The sequence below is a fragment of the Clostridium sp. ATCC BAA-442 genome, from assembly GCF_964239415.1.
GTDB lineage: Bacteria > Bacillota > Clostridia > Oscillospirales > Oscillospiraceae > Flavonifractor > Flavonifractor plautii.
The window spans coordinates 1-20,444 of sequence record NZ_CAXSQB010000059.1 but is presented as its reverse complement, the minus strand read 5'-3'; the positions used below and the strand labels follow the sequence as shown (position 1 = coordinate 20,444).

The window sequence follows — 20,444 nt, the reverse complement described above, 5'->3', positions numbered from 1 at the left end:
GACCACGCCCCCCGCGGAGGAGACTCCCTCCCAGGCTCCCTCCGCCGCACCCAGCGCCAAACCCTCCGCCCCGGTCGCCACCCCCAAGCCCACGCAGAAGCCGACTTCCACGCCTACCCCTGAGCCGGTGGAGCCGGAGCCCCAGGTGGACGCGGTGCAGTCCACCTGGAATGACATCTCCAAGCTGGACATTCCCTCCCTAACCGACCTGGACGATGCCACTCTGACCGCCCTGTACGGCATTGATCCCGCTGATCTGGACAGCTATCTCTGCAAGATGCCTATGGTCAATGTGCAGGCCACCGAGTTCTTTATCGCCAAGGTGAAGGACGGCAAGATGGATACCGTGAAGGCCGCCGTGGAGAAACGGCAGGATGATCTGGAGGCCCAGTGGTCCCAGTACCTGCCCGAGCAGTTGGAGCTGGTACAGAACTATAAGCTGGTGACCAACGGCAACTACATCCTCTTCGCCGTCAGTGAGTACGCCGACGAGGCGGTAACCGCATTTAACACCTATACAAAGTAATTTTTTGCGGGTATAATAAGGGTGCCCGGCAGGGCAACCTGCCGGGCTTTTTCTGAAGTTCACAAGAGAGTTGGTGGTTCGTTGGTCTTTTCCAGCCTGTATTTCCTGTTTTTATATCTCCCCATTGTATTATTTCTGTACTATATTACGCCTTTGAAATGGCGGAATCTGTTGCTGTTGCTGGTCAACCTGGTGTTCTACGCCTGGGGAGAGCCGGTCTATATCCTTATCATGTTCCTCTCCATCGGCATCGACTACACCCACGGAATGCTGGTGGAGAAGTACAAGCGCAGGGGCAACGACCGGGGGGCCCGGTGGGCGGTGGCCTCGTCGGTCATCTTCAATCTGGCTCTGCTGTTCTTTTTCAAGTACTGGGACTTCGTTGCCGGCAGCCTCCAAGCCATCGGTTTTTCCTTCATGCCGAAGCTAGGCCTGAGCCTGCCCATCGGCATCTCCTTCTACACCTTCCAGACCATGAGCTACACCATCGACGTGTACCGGGACGACGCCAAGGTGCAGCGCAGCCTCGTCAACTTCGGCACCTTCGTCACACTCTTCCCCCAGCTCATCGCCGGTCCCATCATCAAATACAAAGATCTGGGCGACCAGATCGACCACCGCACCCACTCCCCCGAGCAGTTTGCCTCCGGCGTGCAGATCTTCGTGGTGGGCCTGGCGAAAAAGGTCCTGCTGGCCAACAACATCGGCAAGCTGTGGGATACCATTCTGGCCCTCCCCGCCGGGGAGCTCACCACTGCTGGGGCATGGCTGGGCGTGGCCGCTTTCGCTTTCCAGCTCTACTTCGACTTCTCCGGCTACTCCGACATGGCTGTGGGCCTGGGCCGGATGCTGGGCTTCGAGTTCATGCGCAACTTCAACTACCCCTATATCGCCAAGTCGGTCACCGAGTTCTGGCGGCGGTGGCACATCTCCCTCGGCACCTGGTTCCGGGAGTACCTCTATATCCCCCTGGGAGGCAACCGGGTGAGCAAGCCCCGGCTGTTTTTCAACCTTCTGGTGGTGTGGGCGGCCACCGGCATCTGGCACGGGGCGAGCTGGAACTTCCTCATCTGGGGACTCTACTTCGCCGTCCTGCTGATTTTGGAAAAGGCTTTCCTGGGCAAGCTCCTCCAGAAGCTTCCCGCCGCCCTCCAGCACCTATACACCCTGTTTCTGGTACTGGTGAGCTGGGCCATCTTCGCCGTGGAGGACTTCGGCCATATGGGAGCCTACCTCAAGGCCATGTTCGGCCTGGGCGGCGGCCTGACAAACGACAACGTATCGTATTATTTTTTCTCTTTTCTCCCCATGCTTATCATCGCCGCTGTGGCCTCCACCCCGCTGGCCGCCAAGCTGTGGAAGCGCCTGCCCGAAAAGCCCAGGTTGGCGCTCCTCCCCATTCTGCTGCTGGCAGGGCTGCTCTTCTCCACCGCCTACCTGGTGGACGCCACCTACAACCCCTTCCTCTACTTCCGATTCTGACTCAGGAGGCAAGCCATGACAAAGAAATACTGCATCTTCCTCTCCGCCCTGTTCTGCGCCTTTCTCGGGGTGTTCCTGGTGGCCAATGCCGTCTCGCCCGACCGCACCTTCTCCCAGATGGAGAACCGCAACCTGGAGCAGCTCCCCGTCCCCAGTGTCAAAACCCTGCTGAACGGGCAGTTTATGAAGGACTTCGAAACCTACACCACCGATCAGTTTGTGGGGCGGGACGGCTGGATCGCCCTCAAGTCCACCACCGAGCGTGTCCTGGGCAAGAAAGAGAACAACAATGTCTATTTTGCCGCCGGTGACACCCTGATCTCCCGCTTCGACGAGCCAGACGGGGAAAAGGTGACGAATAATCTGAATTATGTGAACAACTTTGTGGAAAATGTGGATATCCCTGTGACCTTCTCCCTGATCCCCACCCAAGCCTGCATCTGGGCCGACCGGCTGCCCGCCGGAGCCCCCAACGCCAGCCAGACCGCCATTCTGGAGCAGGCCAAGGCTGCCGTGCCCGGTGCGTCCTGGGCCGACCTCTACACCCCCCTGTGGGAGCACAAGGGCGAGGACATCTTCTACCGCACCGACCACCACTGGACCAGCCTGGGGGCTTACTACGGCTATACCGGACTGGCCACCGCCCTGGGCTACACCCCCGTACCCCTGAACGACTACACCGAGACCGTCCGCTCCACCGCGTTCTACGGCACCGTGTTCTCCTCCTCCGGCGTGCGGTGGGTGCGCCCGGACACCATCTCTACCTACGTGCCCGACGACGGCATCACCGTGGCGAGTCACACCTACGACAACAAGGGCAACCCGGTGGAGGAACCCCGGCAGCTCTACGACACCTCCTTCCTCTCCGTCAAGGACAAGTACTCCATGTTCCTGGGCGGCAACCAGCCTTTGGGCGTCGTAAAGAACGCCAACAATCCCGACGGCCCCAGGCTGCTGATAATCCGGGACTCCTACGCCGACTCCCTGGTGCCCTTCCTCACCCCCCACTTCTCTGAGATCCACCTGCTGGATCTGCGCTACTACAAGCTCTCCATCGCCGACTATATCGCCCAGAACGGCATCGACCAGGCTCTGGTGCTCTACAGCGTGCCCAACTTCGTCACCGACAGCAACCTGCTCTGGATTGCGAAATAAGCCGCAAAAAATCCCCCGCTCTCTAAGGAGCGGGGGATTTTTGATCAGCTCTGCGGATTTCAGTCGCGCTGGGAGTGGCGGTTCATGGAGTGGTTCAGCTTGCCGATCACCAGCAGGACTACTACCATACACACAATGGCAATGGCCAGATTGATAACCACATTCTGAATAAAGGATGCGAGAATGTAGTTGGCGAAGCACACGGCGGCCACCGTCATGGCGTAGGGCAGCTGAGTCGCCACGTGGTTGAGGTGGTAGCATTGGGCGCCGGAGGACGCCATGATCGTGGTGTCGGAGATGGGAGAGCAGTGGTCGCCCATAACTGCGCCGCCCAGGGTGGCCGCGATGGCAATCATCAGCATATCGTTGCCGTTGATCAGTTCCGAGGTCAGATCGGCAGCGGGAATGCCGCCGGAGAACACCGGGATGACGATGGGCAGCAGGATGGTGAAGGTGCCCCAGGAGGTGCCGGTGGCGAAACCCAGGAACGCGGCGATCAGGAATACCACGGCGGGCAGGAAGTTCTTCAGGCCGGGGCCGAACTTGGACACCAGGTCCGCCACAAACTCGGGGGCGCCGAGGGCCTTGGTCACGTCGCCGATGGTCCAGGCCAGGCACAGGATCAGGATGGCGGGCACCATCTGCTTGAAGCCGTTGGGCAGGCAGTCCATCAGCTCAGTGAAGCTCATGGCCCGGCGCACCATGAAGAAGATCATGGTAAAGATCAGGGCAACCAGGGAGCCGAGAGGCAGGGCGTCAAAGGCGGAGGTATTGGCGAAGGCGGTGATGAGGTCGGTGCCGCCGTTCTGGTAGCCCACATAGACCATGGAGCCCACGCAGCCCCCCACCAGCACAAGCACCGGCAGTACCAGATCAATGACCTTGCCATTGGGATTGAACTTCATCTCTTCCACACCGGCAAAGGGGCGTTCGGGCGTGGTGTAGAGGTCGCCCTTGGCGGCGTTGTTCTCATGCTTGCGCATGGGACCGTAGTCGATATTCAGGCAGGTCATCACAACGATGAACACCAGGGTCAGAATGGCGTAATAGTTGTAGGGGATGGCTTTCAGGAAGATCTGGAAGCCCACCTCCTCGTTGCCGATGATACCGGTGACAGCCGCCGCCCAGGAGGAGACGGGCATCATAATGCACACAGGGGCCGCAGTGGCGTCGCACATATAGGACAGCTTGGCGCGGGAGATGTGGTGGCCGTCGGTGACGGGCCGCATCACATTACCGGTGGTCAGGTTATTGAAGTAGTCGTCCACGCCCAGCACGATGGCCAGGATGAAGGTGGACCACAGGGCGCCGGACTTGGTCTTGATATGGCTCACAGCCCAGTCGCCATAGGCCTTGGAGCCGCCGGCCCGGATCATCAGGGCTACCATGGTGCCCAGAATGACTAGGAACATCAGAATGCCCATGTTGCCGCCGGCATTGGATGTCAGGCGGGAGACAAAATCCTGGAACGCATCAATGGGGCTGCCGTTGGTATACAGGAAGCAGCCCACGATAATGCCCAGGAACAAAGACGAATACACTTCCTTGGTGATCAAAGCCAGGACGATGGCCGCCACCGGCGGGAGCAAGGATGCGACGGTGCCCCAGACAAAGCTGGTATGCTCCACGTCGCCCTCGGCAAATGCTGCTGTCATCAGGACACATGCAAGCGCGAAAATGACCAGCAGGAATTGGCCGAACCGTTTCATACGTGGTGAATTCATAATGGCCCTCCTACGAAATTGTGAATCCTAAAAGCTCCCCAACCCAAGGACTCGAGGGCTATCATACAAGATTGTTAACAGTTTGACAATAGATTTTTGCAAATCTTAACACACTTTGTCAATATCCGACAGAATAATCGCTAAATTTTTGTAAAAAAAGTCATGTGCTGCGCAAAAAACCCCCCGCTCCAAGAGCGGGGGGTTTTTTATGTAAGAGTTAATCGCGCTGAGAGTGGGCGTTCATGGAGTGGTTGACCTTGCCGATCACCAGCATGACAAGCACCATAGAGACAATGGCGATGGGCAGGCAGATGAAGGGAACCTGGATAAACGCGGTGATGATATAGTTGACGAAGGCCACAACCGCGACGGTCACAGCGTAGGGCAACTGAGTGGCCACGTGGTTCAGGTGGTAGCACTGAGCGCCAGAGGACGCCATGATCGTGGTGTCGGAGATGGGAGAGCAGTGGTCGCCCATAACCGCGCCGCCCAAAGTGGCAGCGATGGAGATCATCAGCAGGTTGTTGTTCAGGTCACCCACGGTCAGATCCACAGCAGGAGTACCGCCGGAGAACACCGGGATGACGATGGGCAGCAGGATGGAGAAGGTGCCCCAGGAGGTACCGGTGGCGAAACCCAGGAACGCGGCGATGATGAACACTACGGCGGGCAGCAGGGCATACAGGCTGCCGCTGAGGTTCTTCACGATGCCGGCCACAAACTCGGGGGCACCAAGGCCCTTGGTCACGTCGCCGATGGTCCAGGCCAGGCACAGGATCAGGATGGCGGGCACCATCTGCTTGAAGCCCTCGGGCAGGCAGTCCATCAGTTCGGTGAACTTCATGGAGCGGCGCACCATGAAATAAATCATGTTGATGATCAGGGCGATCAGAGAGCCCAGAGGCAGGGCGTCAAAGGCGGAGGTGTTGGCAAAGGCGGTGATGAGGTCATGGCCTCCGTTCTGGAAGCCCACATAGATCATCGAGGACACGCAGCCGATGATCAGGATAATAACAGGAATGACCAGGTCGATGACCTTGCCATCGGGATTAAACTTCATCTCAGCGGCATTCTCAAAGGGACGCTCAGGAGTGGTATAGAGGTCGCCCTTGGCGGCGTTGAGCTCGTGGGTGCGCATGGGGCCGTAGTCGATGTTGAGGCAGGTCATCACAATGATGAACACCAGGGTCAGGATGGCGTAGTAGTTGAAGGGGATGGCCCGCAGGAAGATCTGGAAGCCGACCTCCTCATTGCCGATTACGCCGGTAACGGCCGCCGCCCAGGAGGAGACGGGCATCATGATACAAACAGGCGCCGCAGTGGCGTCGCACATGTAGGACAGCTTGGCGCGGGAGATGTGGTGGCCGTCGGCCACAGGGCGCATCACGTTGCCGGTGGTCAGGTTGTTGAAGTAGTCATCCACGCCCAGCACAATCGCCAGGATGAAGGTGGACCACAGGGCGCCGGATTTGGTCTTGATGTGGGACACAGCCCAGTCGCCGTAGGCCTTGGAGCCGCCGGCCCGGATCATCAGGGCCACCATGGTGCCCAGGATGACCAGGAACATCAGGATACCCATGTTGCCGCCGGCATTGGAGCACAGGTGGCTGACAAAGAACTGGAACGCGTCGATGGGATTGCCGTTGACCTGCAGGAAGCAGCCAACCAGGATACCCAGGAACAGCGACGAGTAGACTTCCTTGGTGATCAGCGCCAGGCCGATGGCCACGACGGGCGGCAGCAGGGACGCGATGGTACCGTGAACCGCGCTGACAACCTCAGCGTCACCTTCTGCGAATGCGGCTGTGGTAAGAACACATGCAAGGGCGAATACGACGAGCAAGAGTTTCCCAAAGCGTCTCATGCGTGGTGAGTTCATAATAACCCTCCCTTATTTAATGCGAATCCTAAAAGCCTCCCCAACCCTAGGATTCGTACCTTATGATACACCATCATTCACAATTTGGCAATACTTTTTCGTCAAATTTAATATATACCATCACACTTTAGTAAGTCAAATTTCACATATTAAGCAAAAAGTTCTCAGCTTCCAGTGATTTCCTCACTCTGCGGAACGTTTTCTCATCGGGGCAGCGGACCGTGTGCAGGTGGATTCCGCCGGTCAATGCTGAGAGCGGACGGGCTCCGTGCTCCTCCACCCGCCGGACGAACTCAGCCACGTCGTACCGGGAGCGCACCCCCAGCAGTCCGGTGAGCTGGCCGTAAACCGGGTGCTCCACGATTACGTCCACCACCTCGCCCCCGGCGTCCACGATGGCGTTGAGCTCCCGCTCCATCTCCTCCGGAGCGTGAACACAGGCCACGGTGCGCTCCACGCCGCCTCCCCGTCCGCCCAGGAGATACCCCCGGGGCGTGGCCAGGATATCCGTCCCTCCGGCCCGGAGCAGGGCCACATCGCCCACGATGATCTGCCGGCTGACGGAGAAGCGCTCGGCCAAGGCGGCGGCGCTCACCGGCCCCACGGCCTCCTCCAGCGCCTGGGCCACGGCCTGCCGCCTGGCCTGCGCGGCTGACATTGACATGTGACAATTCCCCCTTTCTTCTCCCAGTATACCAGTTCCCGCTCCATCTGTAAATCATCTTGCTTTTTCCCCGGCGTCCGGTTAGAATAAGGTTGATCGTTTGCTGGAAAGGAGCTGTGGCAATGGACCGTGAGGAAGCCTTTGAATTTCTGGACCGGACGGCCCGCGGCATCGCGGAGATGTTCGGCTCCACCTGTGAGACCCTGGTCCACGACATGGGGGACCCCCGCCACCCCATCCTGTCCATCTACAACGGGCACGTCTCCGGCCGGACCGTGGGCTCCACCCTGGACATCCTGGGCACCGCCAAGGAGCTGGACGAGGACGCTCTGGTAACCGACTTCGTCAATCTCTACGCCACCACCCCATCGGGCCAGCAGATCAAGAGCAGCACCTTCCACCTCATCGGGGAGGGATACAACCTGGCCCTTGGCATCAACTTCGACTACAGCTCCCTGGTGTACGCCAACCGCATTCTGGTGGACCTCATGAGCGCGGAGGCCGACCTTCAGAGCGCCCTGTGGCACGGCGGGGACAGCCGTCTGGCCGATGTCTTTGACGAGTGTCTGGCCGCCGTTGGCAAGCCGGTCAGCGCCCTGAACAAGCGGGACCGGATGAAGATCATCGCCCTTCTGGACCAAAAGAACGCTTTCTCCTTCCGCAAGTCGGTGCCTTTTGTGGCCAAGCGGCTCCAGGTCTCCCGGTATACGGTCTATAAATACCTGGGTGAGCTGACCGGCGCCCATGCGGAGGAGAGCGAGGAGGAATAACGCCATGTACGAGGAAAAAATCAACGCCTATTTTGACGCCCCTGAGCGCCGGGCTGAGCTGGTGGAGGCCATCTCCCGGCTGGTACGCATTCGCAGCGTGCGGGAGGAGCCCTTGCCTGGCATGCCCTTCGGCCCCGGCCCCGCCGCCGCCCTGGCGGAGGGTCTGAAGCTGGCCGAAGAGCTGGGCTTTGCCACCCGCAACTACGATAACTACGTGGGCACCGCTGATCTCAACGACAAGGAGACCGCCCTTCACATTCTCTGCCACCTGGACGTGGTGGGCGAGGGCACCGGCTGGACAGTGACGGAGCCCTATGTGCCCAAGGAGGTGGACGGCATGCTCTACGGCCGGGGCACCGACGATGACAAGGGCCCCGTGGCCGCTGTCCTGCTGGCCATGAAGGCCGTGAAGGAGCTGGGCGTCCCCCTCCGGCGCAACGCCCGCCTGCTGATGGGCACCGACGAGGAGAGCGGTTCCAGCGACATCGCCTACTACTACGCCCGGGAGCCCTACGCCCCCTATGCCTTCTCCCCCGACGCGGAGTTCCCCCTCATCAACATCGAGAAGGGCAGCTATAAGCCGGTGTTCACCAAGTCCTGGCCCGCGGAGACCGCCACCCCCCGGGTGACCGAGTTCCGCGGTGGCTTCCGCATCAACGTGCTCCCGCCGGAGGCCGAGTGCTTGGTGGCCGGCCTGTCCGCCGACGCCGCCCGCCCCTATTGCGACCGGGCCGCCGCCGAGACCGGCGTGCGCTACGAGCTGCGCGAGGAGGGGGACAGCCTGCACATCCTCTGCCGCGGCAAGGGCGCCCACGCCTCCCTGCCGGAGGAGGGCGTCAACGCCATCACCGGCCTGCTCCATCTGCTCTGCTCCCTTCCCCTGGCCAAGGTGGGCTCCACCGCCGCCCTCCGCGCCCTGAGCGCCCTCTTCCCTCACGGCGACTGCGCCGGCAAGGCCCTGGGCATCGCCCAGTCCGATGAGCTGTCCGGGGCGCTGACCCTGGCCTTTTCCCTGCTGACCGTCACCGGCACCGGCCTGGAGGGCCAGTTTGACAGCCGGGTACCCATCTGCGCCAACGATGAGAACTGCCGCACCGCCGCAGAGGCATCTTTTTCCAAGTTTGGCTTTTCCGTCTCCGGCGAGATGGACGCTCCCCACCACACCCCCGCTGACTCCCCGCTGGTCAAGGCCCTGCTCAAGTGCTACGAGCAGTACACCGACTACAAGGGGGAGTGCCTGGCCATCGGCGGAGGCACCTACGTCCACGATATTCCCGGCGGCGTGGCTTTCGGCTGCTGTATGCCCGGCTTTAACGGCAACATGCACGGCGCCGACGAGCACACCTGCATTGCCGACCAGCTCACCGCCGCCAAGATCTTTACCCAGGCCATCATCGACCTGTGCGGCTGAGTCCGCCTTCAGCCCCCTTGAGCAAAGCCCATGGGCTTTGCTGCGGCAATTCCGCCGCAGGCCGTTCCCCATCCGGTCCGCGCCCCGGCGCGTACTATATAAAATAAAGAGAACCGGAACTCAAAAAAGAGAAGAGAAAGCGAGGAACCCCTATGCGCAAAATCTGGAAACGTGTTACCGCAGCCGCTCTGTCCCTCACCTTCGTCCTATCCCTTTCCGCCTGCGGCGGCGGTCTCAGCGCCGACGATGCCACCACGTATGTTCAGGGTATTCTGGACGAGAACTACAAAGGCGTTTATGATCCCGACTTCCTGGAGCTGATCGACATTACCGAGAATGAGGCTGAGGAAACCTACCTGTCCAGCCTGGAGACCGAGGCTGACTTTTTCGCCTCCGCCTTCCTGATCGACGACCTGACCGACGAACTCAAGGCCGAGGTAGTTGACATGTATAAGCAGGTCTACGCCAAGGCCAAGTACACCGTGGATACCGCCACGGAGGTGGACGACAGCACCTTCGGCGTCAAAGTCACTGTGGAGCCTCTGGACGTATTTGACCGGGTTGCCGAGGCCCTGTGGGGCGACACCCCCGACGCCCGCGCCGAAGCTCTCTACAGCCAGGACGTGGACTCCATGACCGATGAGGAGTACGCCGCTTATGACGCGGAGTGGTGCCGCTTGGTCATCGACCTGACCTTGGAAAAGCTGCCCGAGGCGGAGTATCTGGAGGCCCAGAGCAAGGTGGTGCAGATCACCCTGGGCGACGACAACTACTGGTCCCTGGATGAGCAGGATTTCAGCGACCTGGACTGGCTGATCCTTGACTACAACTTCTGAGTACACATGCGCCGCAGATTGGTTTCAGTCTGCGGCGCTTTTGCGTTACATGGGGCATCTGTCATCGGAAAAATGGCCCGCGCCAGATGCCGCCCCGAACGGCAGGCCGTACACTTCCGCACATCTGTGTGAGTTTATCACAGACGGCAGCCCCGTCCATCCCCTATACTGGGCGCATCTCAGTAAGGAGGTTGCCTATGGATTTGCAAAAACACCACCGAAGAACGGCAAAGATCGGGGCGGATTGCGTGGCCTGCGGCTGCTGTGTCCGCGTCTGTCCCCTCTCCGCCATCCGAATCTGGAACGGTATCACAGCCCGGGTGGATGCAGACCGATGCGTCGGCTGCGGCAAGTGCGCGGCGGAGTGCCCGGCTACCATAATTACACTGGAGGAGAATCGCCCATGAAAAAGCGCTGGTATGACTTCCTCTGGATCGCCTCTCTCCTCTATCTGGTGTTGGGCTTCTTCAACATCCTCTTTACCTGGTTGGGCCTCCTCTGCTTTTTCATCCCTCTGGTCATCGCCTTTGCGGGCGGGGACAAGGGCTACTGCAACCGCTTTTGTGGACGGGGACAGTTGTTCAGCCTGCTGGGTGGACGCTTCGGCCTCTCCCGGCGGGCCGATATTCCCCGGTGGATGAAAAGCAAGGCGTTCCGCTACGGGTTTTTGGGCTTTTTTCTGCTGATGTTCTTCCAGATGCTCTGGAGCACATATCTGGTCTTTGCCGGCGCGCAGGAGCTGCGCCAGGCCGTCACTCTGCTTTGGACGTTCCGGCTGCCTTGGCACTGGGCCTACTATGGAACCCTCTTTTCCCCCGGCGTTGCCCAATTCGCCTTTGGCTTTTACAGCGTCATGCTCACCTCTACGGTGCTGGGGCTGGTCACAATGGTGCTTTTCAAACCCCGCTCATGGTGTGTGTATTGCCCTATGGGCACCATGACCCAGCTTATCTGCCGGGGGAAGCACCGGGGAGAGGCCGCCCTCCACTCCCCGGCAGAAGGTAGTTGACATTTTCCCCTCCGTCCCGTATACTATAAAGTATAGAAGTCCTACTGAAGTTCATATGGTCGGATGATGGGGTGGGGAGAGCGCGGCACACCGCCGCCGCCGAAGGGGCAGCGCAGTGATCTCTCAGGCAGAAGGACCGGCCCCGGACGAGGCTCTGGAAAGCGGACCGCAGTCCGCGCCGACGGGGGCAAAACTCTCAGGCAACCGAACAGAGGCGCATGGCAGCATTGCCATGCGCTTTTTTTGACCCCAATTTTAAAGGAGGGCATGGAAATGGAACGCAAAACTCCGCTCTACGACCGCCACACGGCGGCGGGGGGCAAGCTGGTTCCCTTTGCCGGATGGCTGCTGCCGGTGCAGTACTCCGGCGTCATCGCCGAGCACAGGGCCGTGCGCACCGGCTGCGGCCTGTTCGACGTCAGCCACATGGGAGAGCTGCTCCTCCGGGGCCCCGATGCCCTGGCCAACCTCAACCGGCTCATGACCAACGACTTTTCCGGCATGGCGGACGGCCAGGCCCGCTATTCCCCCATGTGCTACGAGGACGGAGGCGTGGTGGACGATCTGATCGTCTACCGCTACTCAGACACGGCCTGGCTGGCGGTGGTCAACGCCTCCAACACCGCCAAGGACCGGGATTGGATGACCGCCCACCTGGCCGGGGACTGCACTTTGGAGGATCTCTCCGACCAGACGGCCCAGCTCGCCCTCCAGGGGCCCGGTGCGGAGGCGCTGCTGCGCACCCTGACGGCGGACCTTCCGGCGAAGAACTACACCGCCGTGCTCCACGGCACGGTGGACGGCCGGCCCTGCCTGGTCTCCCGCACCGGGTACACCGGCGAGGACGGCTTTGAGCTCTACTGCGCCCCGGCGGACGCCCCCGCCCTTTGGGACGCGCTGACGGCCGCCGGGGCCCTCCCCTGCGGCCTGGGGGCCCGGGATACCCTGCGGCTGGAGGCCGCCATGCCCCTCTACGGCCACGAGCTCTCTCCCTCCATCAACCCCTACGAGGCGGGGCTGGGCATCTTCGTCAAGCTTGAGAAGCCCGACTTCATCGGCAAGGCCGCCCTGGAGCGGGCCCGCCCCGTGTCCCGCCGCCGGGTGGGTCTCCAGATGACCGGGCGCGGCATCGCCCGGGAGGGCTGCCCGGTGTACGACGGCGGGCGGCAGGTGGGCGTGGTCACCTCCGGCACCCACTGCCCCTGGGTGGGGCAGGCGGTGGCCCTGGCCCTGGTGGACGCGGCGTACAAGGAACCGGGCACCCCGCTCCAGGTGGACGTGCGGGGCCGCCGGGTGGACGCCCAGGTGGTCAAAACGCCCTTCTACCGGCGGGGATAAGGGTAAACCGGCCACGCCGGCTGCCGCCCCTTCCCAGCTCATTTTATAAAAACAATTTTAAATTATACAGGAGGTTATTACTATGAACATTCCCGAGGAACTGCGCTATACCAAATCCCACGAGTGGCTCAAGGAGGAGGACGGCGTCTGCACCGTCGGCCTCACCGACTTCGCCCAGCACGCCCTGGGGGATATCGTCTTTGTCAACCTGCCCCAGGAGGGGGACCCTGTCACCGCCGGGGAGGCCCTCGGCGATGTGGAGTCGGTGAAGGCGGTGTCCGACGTGCTCTCCCCTGTGTCCGGTGTGGTAAAGGCGGTCAACGAGGAGCTGCTGGACAATCCCGCCCTGGTGAACGAGGACCCCTACGGGGCCTGGCTGATCCAGGTGGAGCAGATGACCGATGAGGAGGAGCTGCTGGACGCGGCGGCCTACGAGGCCCACTGTGCCGCGGAGGAGGGCTGACATGGCCGGATATCTGCCCGCCGCGGCGGCGGAGCGGGCCGCCCAGTACGCCGCCCTGGGCCTGTCCGGCCCGGAGGCGCTGTACCGGGACGTGCCGGAGTCCGTGCGCCTCACCGCCCCCCTGAACCTGCCCCCTCCCCAGTCGGAGCTGGAGGTCCGCCGCACCCTGGAGGCCCTGGCGGAGCAGAACCTCCGCTTCCGCACCATCCTGCGGGGGGCCGGGGCTTACGACCACTACATCCCCGCGGCGGTGAGCCGCATCGCCTCTAAGGAGGAGTTCGTCACGGCCTATACCCCCTATCAGGCGGAGATCAGCCAGGGGGTGCTCCAGTCCATCTTCGAGTTCCAGACCATGATCTGTGAGCTCACCGGCCTGGATGCGGCCAACGCCTCGGTGTATGACGGGGCCTCCGCCGCGGCGGAGGCGGTGGCCATGTGCCGGGAGCGGAAGCGGACGAGGGCCGTGGTGTCCAGCGCGGCCCACCCGGACGTAATTTCCACTATCCGGACCTACAGCTTCGGCGCGGGTACCGAGGTGGCGGCGGCCCCGGCGGAAAACGGCGTCACCAATCTCACCGGACTGCTGGATGAGACCACCGCCTGCGTCTATGTCCAGCAGCCCAACTTCTTCGGCCAGCTTGAGGATCTGCCCGCCCTGGCCGCGCAGGTACACGCCGCCGGGGCCAGACTGATCGTCGGGGTCAACCCCGCCGCCCTGGGGGTGCTGGAGTCCCCCGGCGCCTGCGGGGCGGACATCGCCGTGGGCGAGGGACAGCCCCTGGGCCTCCCCCTGTCCTGGGGCGGGCCCTACCTGGGCTTCATGGCCGCCTCCCAGTCCCTCATGCGCAGGCTGCCCGGCCGCATCGTGGGAGAGACCCGGGACAGCCGGGGAGAGCGGGCCTTTGTCCTCACCCTGCAGGCCCGGGAGCAGCACATCCGCCGGGAGAAGGCCTCGTCCAACGTGTGCTCCAACGAGGCGCTGTGCGCCCTCACCGCCTCCGTCTACCTGTCCCTCATGGGGCCGGACGGGCTTCGGCAGGTGGGCGAGCAGTGCCACGCTAAGGCCCACTACCTGGCCGCAGAGCTGTGCCGGCTGCCCGGCGTGTCCCTGCGCTACCCCGGCCCCTTCTTCCACGAGTTTGTCACCGATCTGCCCGAACCCCAGAAGGTGCTTTCCGCCCTGGAGGCGCGCGGCATCCTGGGGGGCTGGCCGGTGGAGGGCGGGCTGCTGTGGTGCGCCACGGAGAAGCAGAGCCGCGCCGAGCTGGACGAGGCCGTGTCCATTGTCAAGGAGGTGCTGGACAGATGAAGCTGATTTTTGAGCGCAGCCGCCCTGGCCGGGGGAACGATCTTCTGCCGTCTCTGGACGTGCCCGCCGCCCCCCTGCCGGAGAAGTACCGGCGGAAAACGGTCCCCCGCCTGCCGGAGCTGGGGGAGAGCGACCTGTCCCGCCACTATCAGGCCCTCGCCCGCCGGGCCTTCGGCGTGTGCGACGGCTTCTACCCACTGGGCTCCTGTACCATGAAGTACAACCCCAAGCTGGGGGAGGAGGCCGCCGCCCTGCCCGGCTTTACCGGCCTGCACCCCCTCCAGCCCGCCCACACCGTGCAGGGCGCTCAGGCCGTCCTGAATCGGACAGAGCACCTGCTCTGTGAGATCACCGGCATGGATGCCGTCACCCTCCAGCCCGCCGCAGGAGCCCACGGGGAATTCCTGGGCCTGCTGCTCATCAAGGCCTACCACCACAGCCGGGGGGACACGGGCCGCACGGTGATCCTGGTGCCCGACTCCGCCCACGGCACCAACCCGGCCTCCGCCGCCATGGCGGGCTTCACCGTCAAAAACATCCCCTCCACCCCCGAGGGGCTGGTGGATCTGGAGGCCCTGCGGGCCGCCTGCGGCCCCGACACGGCGGGGCTGATGCTCACCAATCCCAACACCGTGGGGCTCTTTGAGAAAGACATCCTGGAGCTCACCGCTCTCGTCCACGCCGCCGGGGGCCTCGTCTACTACGACGGGGCCAACCTCAACGCCATCATGGGGGTGGCCCGGCCGGGCGACATGGGCTTCGACGTGTGCCACCTCAACCTCCACAAGACCTTCGCCACCCCCCACGGCGGCGGCGGCCCGGGCAGCGGCCCGGTGGGGTGCAAGGCCTTTCTGGCCCCCTTCCTGCCCGGCTCCGCCCTGTGCCGCAACGGCGGAGAGCACTCCATCGGCCAGGTGCGGGCCTTCCACGCCAACTTCCTGGTGGTCGTCAAGGCCCTGGCCTACCTGCTGCGGCTGGGAAACACCGGCGTGGCCGAGGCCGCCCACACGGCGGTGCTCAACGCCAACTATCTCAAAAGGAAGCTAGAGAAGGCGGGCTATACCGCCGCCTTCCCCGGCCTGTGCATGCACGAGTTTGTGCTCACCCTGGAGGAGCTGAAAAAGGAGACGGGGGTATCCGCCCTGGACGTGGCCAAGTCCATGCTGGACGCGGGCATCCACCCGCCCACCATGTATTTCCCCCTGATCGTCCACGAGGCGCTGATGTTCGAGCCTACCGAGACCGAGTCCCCCGAGACGCTGGACGAGGCGGCGGCGGTGCTGGCGGAGATTCTGCGCCGGGCGAAGGAGGAGCCGGAGGCCCTCCACGCCGCCCCGGCGAGCACGCCTGTGGGCCGCCCCGACGAGACCGCCGCCGCCCGCCGCCCGGTGGTGCGGTACGCCTTCCCGGAGGGCTGAGCCGTGTATGAGCTGATTGTCATCGGCGGAGGGCGGCCTGTCCGTGGCCCTCTTTGAGCCCCGCCAGGTGGGGGGCACCTGCCTCAACCGGGGGTGCGTCCCCACCAAGGCCCTCCTCCACGGGGCGGGACCGGGCTGTGACTGGCCCGCCCTGGCCGCAGAGGTGGAGCGGGTGGTGTCCACCCTCCGCGCCGGCCAGGAGAAGCAGCTCCGGGCCGCCGGGGTGGAACTCATCCCTTACCGGGCGGTGGTCACCGGCCCCCACACGGTGGAGGCGGGGGGCGCGGCCTACGAGGCGGCCCACATCCTGGTCGCCGCGGGTTCCGAGCCCGCCCTGCCCCCCATCCCCGGCCTGGACACACCCGGTGTAGTCACCAGCGACGGCCTGCTGTCCGATCTGCGTCCCCTGGACCGTCTGGCCATCATCGGCGGCGGAGTGATCGGGGTGGAGCTGGCGTGTGTCTGGGCCGCCGCAGGCGCCCGCGTCACCATCCTGGAGGCGGCCCCCCGCCTCCTGCCCACCCTGGAGCGGGAGCTGGGCCAGAGTCTGGCCGCGCAGCTCAGGCAGGACGGGGTGGAGGTGTTCACCGGAGCCGGCGTCACCGGCGTCGCCCCCGGCCCTGCCGTCGCCTTCACCCACCGGGGGGAGGCGTACCGGCTGGAGGCCGACGCCGTTCTGGTGGCCACCGGGCGGCGGCCCGCCACCGGCGGCCTCTTTGCCGGGGACCTCCTGCCGGAGCTGGAGCGGGGGTTCCTCCGGGTGGACGGACAGTTCCGCACCTCCATCCCCTCCATTTACGCCATCGGGGACGCCATCGGCGGGGCCATGCTGGCCCACAAGGCGGAGGCGGAGGGGCGCTTTGTGGCCGACCTCCTGCTGGGCCGCGCCCCCCTCCGCGGAGTGGCCCCCATCCCCGCCTGCGTCTACACCAGCCCAGAGCTGGCCCAGGTGGGACTCACCGCCGACGAGGCCAGGGCCCGGGGCATCCCCTGTGCCGCCGTCAAGTGTGTGCTGGGGGGCAACGCCCGTACCCTCATCGAGGGGGAAAAGCGGGGCTTTGTCAAGCTGGTATTTCACCGGGAGAGCCGCGCCCTGCTGGGGGCTCAGTTGTGCTGTTACCGGGCCACCGATCTGATCTCCGAGCTCGCCTTGGCGGTCACGCTGGAGCTGACGGCGGAGCAGCTGCTCCGCCCGGTGCGCCCCCATCCCACCTTTGCCGAGGCCATTTCCGAGGCCGTGGAGGCGGCTTTTCCCCTCTCCTAGCCCCTTTTTTCCACAAAGAGGCGTCCGCTGCCGGCGGACGCCTCTTTTCTTTCCACATTCACTCCCTCAAATTCGACCATTCTCGCCGTTCTCTCCCCTTCTTCGCGCTTTCGTTGACAGAAGTCCTCTCTGCGGGTGACATAACCGCCCTCCCGTGTCGAAACCTGCGGTGATCGCTCCTTTACAAATGCTGGAAAATACAATATAATGGTCTTACGGATCAAAGAAGAAGGGAGCAGATACAAGATGAGGGAACTATTAGTCGATACCTGTACGGGGGAAGAGGAGGACGGCACTGCACACTCCTTCCAGTATTACATTCTGGTGGACGAGATGGAGCTGGGCGGCGGCCTGTCCTGCGAGAGCTATGGAGTTAAGGTGGCAGGACCGGACGGAGAGGAGGCATCGGTGCCCAACATCACGGTCAGCGTGGAGCGCATTGACCAGCTTCTGGAGCTCCTCCGGCGCAACTGCGTCTCCCCCGTCACCCTGCGGGACGTGGTTCTTGATTGGCTTTAAAAGTACCCGTTCCGCCATGACACAAGGGTTACGCGCCGCTTTTGATTGACATACCTTCCAAAATCCGCTATTATGTGTGTAATGCTGCGCGTGTGGCGGCTGATCCAAGGAGGGTATGCAATTGTGAAAGAGAGAGAGACCTTTGCGTCCCGGCTGGGCTTTGTGCTCATCTCCGCCGGGTGCGCCATCGGCCTGGGCAACGTCTGGCGGTTCCCCTACATCGTGGGGCAGTACGGCGGCGCGGCCTTTGTGCTGATCTATCTGCTGTTCCTGGTCATCATGGGCCTGCCCATCATGGCCATGGAGTTTTCCGTGGGCCGGGCCAGCCGGAAGAGCATCCTGGCCTCCTTTCAGGTCCTGGAGCCCAAGGGGAGCAAGTGGCACTGGTACGGCTGGTTCGGCATGGCGGGCAATTACCTGCTGATGATGTTCTACACCACCATCGCCGGCTGGCTGCTGCTTTACTTCTTCAAGGTGGCTGCCGGCGAATTCCGGGGCCTGGATGCCGCCGGTGTGGAAAACGCTTTCGGCGCCATGCAGGGCAACGTAGGAATTCAGCTTCTGTTCATGGGCATCGTGGTGGTGCTGGGTATGCTGATCTGCAGCCGCGGCCTGAAAAACGGCGTGGAGAAGGTCAACAAGGCCATGATGCTCTGCCTGCTGGCCCTGCTGGTAGTGCTGGCCGTCCGCGCCCTTACCCTTCCCGGTGCCATGGAGGGCGTGAAGTTCTACCTGGTGCCCAACTTCCACAACCTGATGTACGATGCCGACGGCAGCTTTCGGCTGTTCCGCGCCATCTATGACGCCATGGGACAGGCCTTCTTCACCCTCAGCCTGGGTATTGGCGCCATGGCCATTTTCGGCAGCTACATCGGCAAGGAGCGCCGCCTGTTCGGCGAGGCCATCAACGTGGGCGTTCTGGACACCTGCGTTGCCTTTGTCTCCGGCCTGATCATCTTCCCCTCCGCCTTCGCTTTCGGCGTCAACCCCGGCCAGGGCCCCAGCCTGATCTTTGTGACCCTGCCCAATGTGTTCAACGCCATGCCGGGCGGCCAGCTCTGGGGCGCGCTGTTTTTCGTTTTCCTGTTCTTTGCCGCCCTGTCCACCGTAACCGCCGTGTTTGAGAATATCCTCGCCTGCTGGATGGACCGCTTCGGTATCTCCCGTGGCAGGGCGGTACTGGCCAATCTGGTGCTCATCTTCCTGCTGAGCCTGCCCTGTCTGCTGGGCAACAACCTGTGGAGCGGCGTGAAGGCCCTGGGCATGGGCATTATGGACTGGGAGGATTTCCTGGTGAGCAACAACCTGCTCCCCATCGGCTCCATGATCTACCTGCTGTTCTGCTGTATATCCAAAAAGTATGGCTGGGGCTACGACCACTTCCTGGAAGAAGCAAACCAGGGCAGAGGCGTCCGCTTCCCCGCCCAGTTCCGCCTCTACTTCAAGTACGTCCTGCCCGTCATTGTGCTCATCATCTTCATCATGGGCTACTGGGACAAGTTCAAGCCCTTTATCGTGGCCGCCCTCGGCGCCTAACGACTGAAAAAACTCCTGCCGGACTCATCCGGCAGGAGTTTTTTCACGCTCCGCCCAGGTGTAGAGGAGGACAGCTCCCAGCACCGCCGCGCCTCCGGCAAGCTGGAGTGGACCGGGCACCTCTCCGAACAGTGGGATGGCCGCCAGGGAGGAGAAGACCGGCTCACACAGCTTTGCGGCGGACACGTAGGATGGGGACAGGTACTTGAGGCACCAGCTAAACAGGCTGTGTCCCAGGAGAGTGCACAGCACCGCCAACGCCAGACCGATGAGCCACTCCCGGCCGCCGTAGCCCGTCAGGGGCGTCCCCGCCGCGGCGGTGCCCAACAGCAGGGTGAGAAAGCAGGCCAGATAGGTCAGAAAGGTGTAGACCGTGGTAGACAGATGGCCCCGCTGTATCCGTCCGATGAGGGTATAGACGGCGGCGGCCGAGGCCGCAGCCAGGGCCAGCAGGTTGCCGGACAGCTCCCCTGCCCCGCCGCCTCCGGAGAGGGCCAGCAGGGCGCTGCCCCCAAAGGCCAGGAGAATGGCCCACACCCCCAGCCGTGGGATTTTTCCATGCAGGAACAGGGCGAAGCCCAGGGCGGTGAAAATCACCTCGGTGCTCACCAGCACCGTGGAGGAGGCCACGCTGGTACGCTTAAGGGACTCAAACCATGTGAGGAAGTGGAGTGCAAGCAGAACGCCGCTGGCCCCGCACAGGACCAAATCCCGCGCCGTCACCCGCCTCAGTTCCGCACGGCACCGCAGGAGCACTACCGGAAGCAACAGGAGCACCGTCCAGCCCAGGCGGTAGGCTGCGGTCACCCCGGACGGCGCCTGGGAAAACCGCACCAGAATGGCCGAGGCGGAGACGCCCAGCACACCCACCATGAGAATCAGTTTTGCGTTCCGCTCCGCTATGGAACCCCTCCCCCGCTGTGATAGAAAGCGGAGGCCCTCCGGGGAGGGCCTCCGCTGTATTGGTGGCGCAATGTGCCTCTTACTTCGCGGCCTTGGCGGCGCGGATGGCCTCGATGAGCATGGGGGTGACCTTGTAGAGGTCGCCCACGATGCCGTAAGAAGCCACGTCGAAGATGGGGGCGGACTCGTTCTTGTTCACCGCGATGATGCACTCGGAGTCCTGCATGCCAGCCAGGTG

The 20,444-nt window shown here is 63.1% G+C and carries 19 protein-coding genes, 1 pseudogene and 2 riboswitches; of the genes and pseudogenes, 15 read left to right on the top strand and 5 right to left on the bottom strand.

Going from position 1 to position 20,444, the window contains the following annotated elements:
• The 3 genes from ACESY8_RS17415 to ACESY8_RS17405 all read left to right on the top strand — a co-directional run.
• Nucleotides 1-526 (top strand): DUF4358 domain-containing protein (locus ACESY8_RS17415; RefSeq protein WP_498794901.1); only part of this gene is annotated, 526 nt, incomplete at its 5' end.
• 81 nt (nucleotides 527-607) lie between these two features.
• The gene (locus ACESY8_RS17410) at nucleotides 608-2,008 is read left to right on the top strand and encodes an MBOAT family O-acyltransferase (protein ID WP_054339272.1); all 1,401 of its coding nucleotides are present in this window, start codon (nucleotides 608-610) and stop codon (nucleotides 2,006-2,008) included.
• A gap of 15 nt (nucleotides 2,009-2,023) precedes the next feature.
• Nucleotides 2,024-3,163, top strand: coding sequence for a DHHW family protein (locus ACESY8_RS17405; RefSeq protein WP_021633281.1), 1,140 nt, complete (start codon nucleotides 2,024-2,026; stop codon nucleotides 3,161-3,163).
• A gap of 59 nt (nucleotides 3,164-3,222) precedes the next feature.
• On the opposite strand, the gene ACESY8_RS17400 is transcribed toward ACESY8_RS17405, so the two are convergent.
• The 3 genes from ACESY8_RS17400 to ACESY8_RS17390 form a co-directional block, all read right to left on the bottom strand.
• Nucleotides 3,223-4,887: a Na+/H+ antiporter NhaC family protein gene (locus ACESY8_RS17400; protein ID WP_051381950.1), complete on the bottom strand. Its 1,665-nt coding sequence runs from the start codon at nucleotides 4,885-4,887 to the stop codon at nucleotides 3,223-3,225.
• A 217-nt stretch (nucleotides 4,888-5,104) separates the two neighbouring features.
• Nucleotides 5,105-6,766 carry a Na+/H+ antiporter NhaC family protein gene (locus ACESY8_RS17395; protein ID WP_054339271.1) on the bottom strand — a complete coding sequence of 554 codons (1,662 nt, stop codon included), beginning with the start codon at nucleotides 6,764-6,766 and terminating at the stop codon, nucleotides 5,105-5,107.
• A gap of 142 nt (nucleotides 6,767-6,908) precedes the next feature.
• A complete protein-coding gene (locus ACESY8_RS17390) occupies nucleotides 6,909-7,430 on the bottom strand; it encodes a transcription repressor NadR (RefSeq protein WP_009259024.1) in 522 nt (173 codons plus the stop codon).
• A 122-nt stretch (nucleotides 7,431-7,552) separates the two neighbouring features.
• Here ACESY8_RS17390 and ACESY8_RS17385 point away from each other — a divergent pair, with 122 nt between their 5' ends.
• The 12 genes from ACESY8_RS17385 (at nucleotide 7,553) to ACESY8_RS17330 (ending at nucleotide 19,303) form a co-directional block, all read left to right on the top strand.
• Nucleotides 7,553-8,200 (top strand): helix-turn-helix transcriptional regulator, encoded by a 648-nt coding sequence (locus ACESY8_RS17385; protein ID WP_007493385.1) that lies wholly within the window; start codon nucleotides 7,553-7,555, stop codon nucleotides 8,198-8,200.
• A gap of 4 nt (nucleotides 8,201-8,204) precedes the next feature.
• Nucleotides 8,205-9,611, top strand: coding sequence for a Sapep family Mn(2+)-dependent dipeptidase (locus tag ACESY8_RS17380; RefSeq protein WP_044938975.1), 1,407 nt, complete (start codon nucleotides 8,205-8,207; stop codon nucleotides 9,609-9,611).
• Between the two features lie 152 nt (nucleotides 9,612-9,763).
• Nucleotides 9,764-10,447, top strand: coding sequence for a hypothetical protein (locus ACESY8_RS17375; protein ID WP_054339270.1), 684 nt, complete (start codon nucleotides 9,764-9,766; stop codon nucleotides 10,445-10,447).
• A gap of 197 nt (nucleotides 10,448-10,644) precedes the next feature.
• A complete protein-coding gene (locus tag ACESY8_RS17370) occupies nucleotides 10,645-10,854 on the top strand; it encodes a 4Fe-4S binding protein (RefSeq protein ID WP_081032462.1) in 210 nt (69 codons plus the stop codon).
• Complete coding sequence (locus tag ACESY8_RS17365; RefSeq protein ID WP_349933540.1) at nucleotides 10,851-11,456, top strand: 4Fe-4S binding protein; 606 nt, start codon at nucleotides 10,851-10,853, stop codon at nucleotides 11,454-11,456. Before ACESY8_RS17370 ends, ACESY8_RS17365 begins: the two co-directional genes overlap by 4 nt.
• 63 nt (nucleotides 11,457-11,519) lie before the next feature.
• Nucleotides 11,520-11,605, top strand: a riboswitch (glycine riboswitch).
• Between the two features lie 3 nt (nucleotides 11,606-11,608).
• Nucleotides 11,609-11,670, top strand: a riboswitch (glycine riboswitch).
• Nucleotides 11,671-11,729: 59 nt separating this feature from the next.
• Nucleotides 11,730-12,794 carry a glycine cleavage system aminomethyltransferase GcvT gene (gene gcvT / locus ACESY8_RS17360; RefSeq protein ID WP_054339268.1) on the top strand — a complete coding sequence of 355 codons (1,065 nt, stop codon included), beginning with the start codon at nucleotides 11,730-11,732 and terminating at the stop codon, nucleotides 12,792-12,794.
• Nucleotides 12,795-12,876: 82 nt separating this feature from the next.
• Complete coding sequence (gcvH, locus tag ACESY8_RS17355) at nucleotides 12,877-13,257, top strand: glycine cleavage system protein GcvH (RefSeq protein ID WP_009259017.1); 381 nt, start codon at nucleotides 12,877-12,879, stop codon at nucleotides 13,255-13,257.
• Nucleotide 13,258: 1 nt separating this feature from the next.
• Nucleotides 13,259-14,566, top strand: coding sequence for an aminomethyl-transferring glycine dehydrogenase subunit GcvPA (gene gcvPA / locus ACESY8_RS17350; protein WP_054339267.1), 1,308 nt, complete (start codon nucleotides 13,259-13,261; stop codon nucleotides 14,564-14,566).
• Nucleotides 14,563-15,984, top strand: a complete 1,422-nt coding sequence (gene gcvPB, locus ACESY8_RS17345; RefSeq protein ID WP_055181241.1) for an aminomethyl-transferring glycine dehydrogenase subunit GcvPB — start codon at nucleotides 14,563-14,565, stop codon at nucleotides 15,982-15,984. The genes gcvPA and gcvPB overlap by 4 nt, the downstream gene beginning before the upstream one ends.
• Nucleotides 15,985-16,000: 16 nt before the next feature.
• The gene (locus tag ACESY8_RS17340) at nucleotides 16,001-17,248 is read left to right on the top strand and encodes a dihydrolipoyl dehydrogenase family protein (RefSeq protein ID WP_498794900.1); all 1,248 of its coding nucleotides are present in this window, start codon (nucleotides 16,001-16,003) and stop codon (nucleotides 17,246-17,248) included.
• 246 nt (nucleotides 17,249-17,494) lie between these two features.
• Nucleotides 17,495-17,767, top strand: a complete 273-nt coding sequence (locus ACESY8_RS17335) for a DUF6514 family protein (protein ID WP_024723550.1) — start codon at nucleotides 17,495-17,497, stop codon at nucleotides 17,765-17,767.
• An 81-nt stretch (nucleotides 17,768-17,848) separates the two neighbouring features.
• A complete protein-coding gene (locus ACESY8_RS17330) occupies nucleotides 17,849-19,303 on the top strand; it encodes a sodium-dependent transporter (RefSeq protein ID WP_054339266.1) in 1,455 nt (484 codons plus the stop codon).
• Nucleotides 19,304-19,327: 24 nt separating this feature from the next.
• Here ACESY8_RS17330 and ACESY8_RS17325 read toward each other — a convergent pair whose 3' ends face one another.
• A complete protein-coding gene (locus ACESY8_RS17325) occupies nucleotides 19,328-20,176 on the bottom strand; it encodes a DMT family transporter (protein ID WP_007493356.1) in 849 nt (282 codons plus the stop codon).
• A gap of 109 nt (nucleotides 20,177-20,285) precedes the next feature.
• A pseudogene (locus ACESY8_RS17320) lies at nucleotides 20,286-20,444 on the bottom strand (acryloyl-CoA reductase electron transfer subunit beta); the annotation flags it as partial.

What these genes read in the sequence shown, in the direction of transcription:
- ACESY8_RS17405 (WP_021633281.1), top strand. Translation starts at nt 2,024, where the DNA reads ATGACAAAGAAATACTGCATCTTCCTCTCCGCCCTGTTCTGCGCCTTT.
- ACESY8_RS17400 (WP_051381950.1), bottom strand. Translation starts at nt 4,887, where the DNA reads ATGAATTCACCACGTATGAAACGGTTCGGCCAATTCCTGCTGGTCATT.
- ACESY8_RS17395 (WP_054339271.1), bottom strand. Translation starts at nt 6,766, where the DNA reads ATGAACTCACCACGCATGAGACGCTTTGGGAAACTCTTGCTCGTCGTA.
- ACESY8_RS17390 (WP_009259024.1), bottom strand. Translation starts at nt 7,430, where the DNA reads ATGTCAATGTCAGCCGCGCAGGCCAGGCGGCAGGCCGTGGCCCAGGCG.
- ACESY8_RS17385 (WP_007493385.1), top strand. Translation starts at nt 7,553, where the DNA reads ATGGACCGTGAGGAAGCCTTTGAATTTCTGGACCGGACGGCCCGCGGC.
- ACESY8_RS17380 (WP_044938975.1), top strand. Translation starts at nt 8,205, where the DNA reads ATGTACGAGGAAAAAATCAACGCCTATTTTGACGCCCCTGAGCGCCGG.
- ACESY8_RS17375 (WP_054339270.1), top strand. Translation starts at nt 9,764, where the DNA reads ATGCGCAAAATCTGGAAACGTGTTACCGCAGCCGCTCTGTCCCTCACC.
- ACESY8_RS17370 (WP_081032462.1), top strand. Translation starts at nt 10,645, where the DNA reads ATGGATTTGCAAAAACACCACCGAAGAACGGCAAAGATCGGGGCGGAT.
- ACESY8_RS17365 (WP_349933540.1), top strand. Translation starts at nt 10,851, where the DNA reads ATGAAAAAGCGCTGGTATGACTTCCTCTGGATCGCCTCTCTCCTCTAT.
- gcvT (WP_054339268.1), top strand. Translation starts at nt 11,730, where the DNA reads ATGGAACGCAAAACTCCGCTCTACGACCGCCACACGGCGGCGGGGGGC.
- gcvH (WP_009259017.1), top strand. Translation starts at nt 12,877, where the DNA reads ATGAACATTCCCGAGGAACTGCGCTATACCAAATCCCACGAGTGGCTC.
- gcvPA (WP_054339267.1), top strand. Translation starts at nt 13,259, where the DNA reads ATGGCCGGATATCTGCCCGCCGCGGCGGCGGAGCGGGCCGCCCAGTAC.
- gcvPB (WP_055181241.1), top strand. Translation starts at nt 14,563, where the DNA reads ATGAAGCTGATTTTTGAGCGCAGCCGCCCTGGCCGGGGGAACGATCTT.
- ACESY8_RS17335 (WP_024723550.1), top strand. Translation starts at nt 17,495, where the DNA reads ATGAGGGAACTATTAGTCGATACCTGTACGGGGGAAGAGGAGGACGGC.
- ACESY8_RS17330 (WP_054339266.1), top strand. Translation starts at nt 17,849, where the DNA reads ATGCTGCGCGTGTGGCGGCTGATCCAAGGAGGGTATGCAATTGTGAAA.
- ACESY8_RS17325 (WP_007493356.1), bottom strand. Translation starts at nt 20,176, where the DNA reads ATGGTGGGTGTGCTGGGCGTCTCCGCCTCGGCCATTCTGGTGCGGTTT.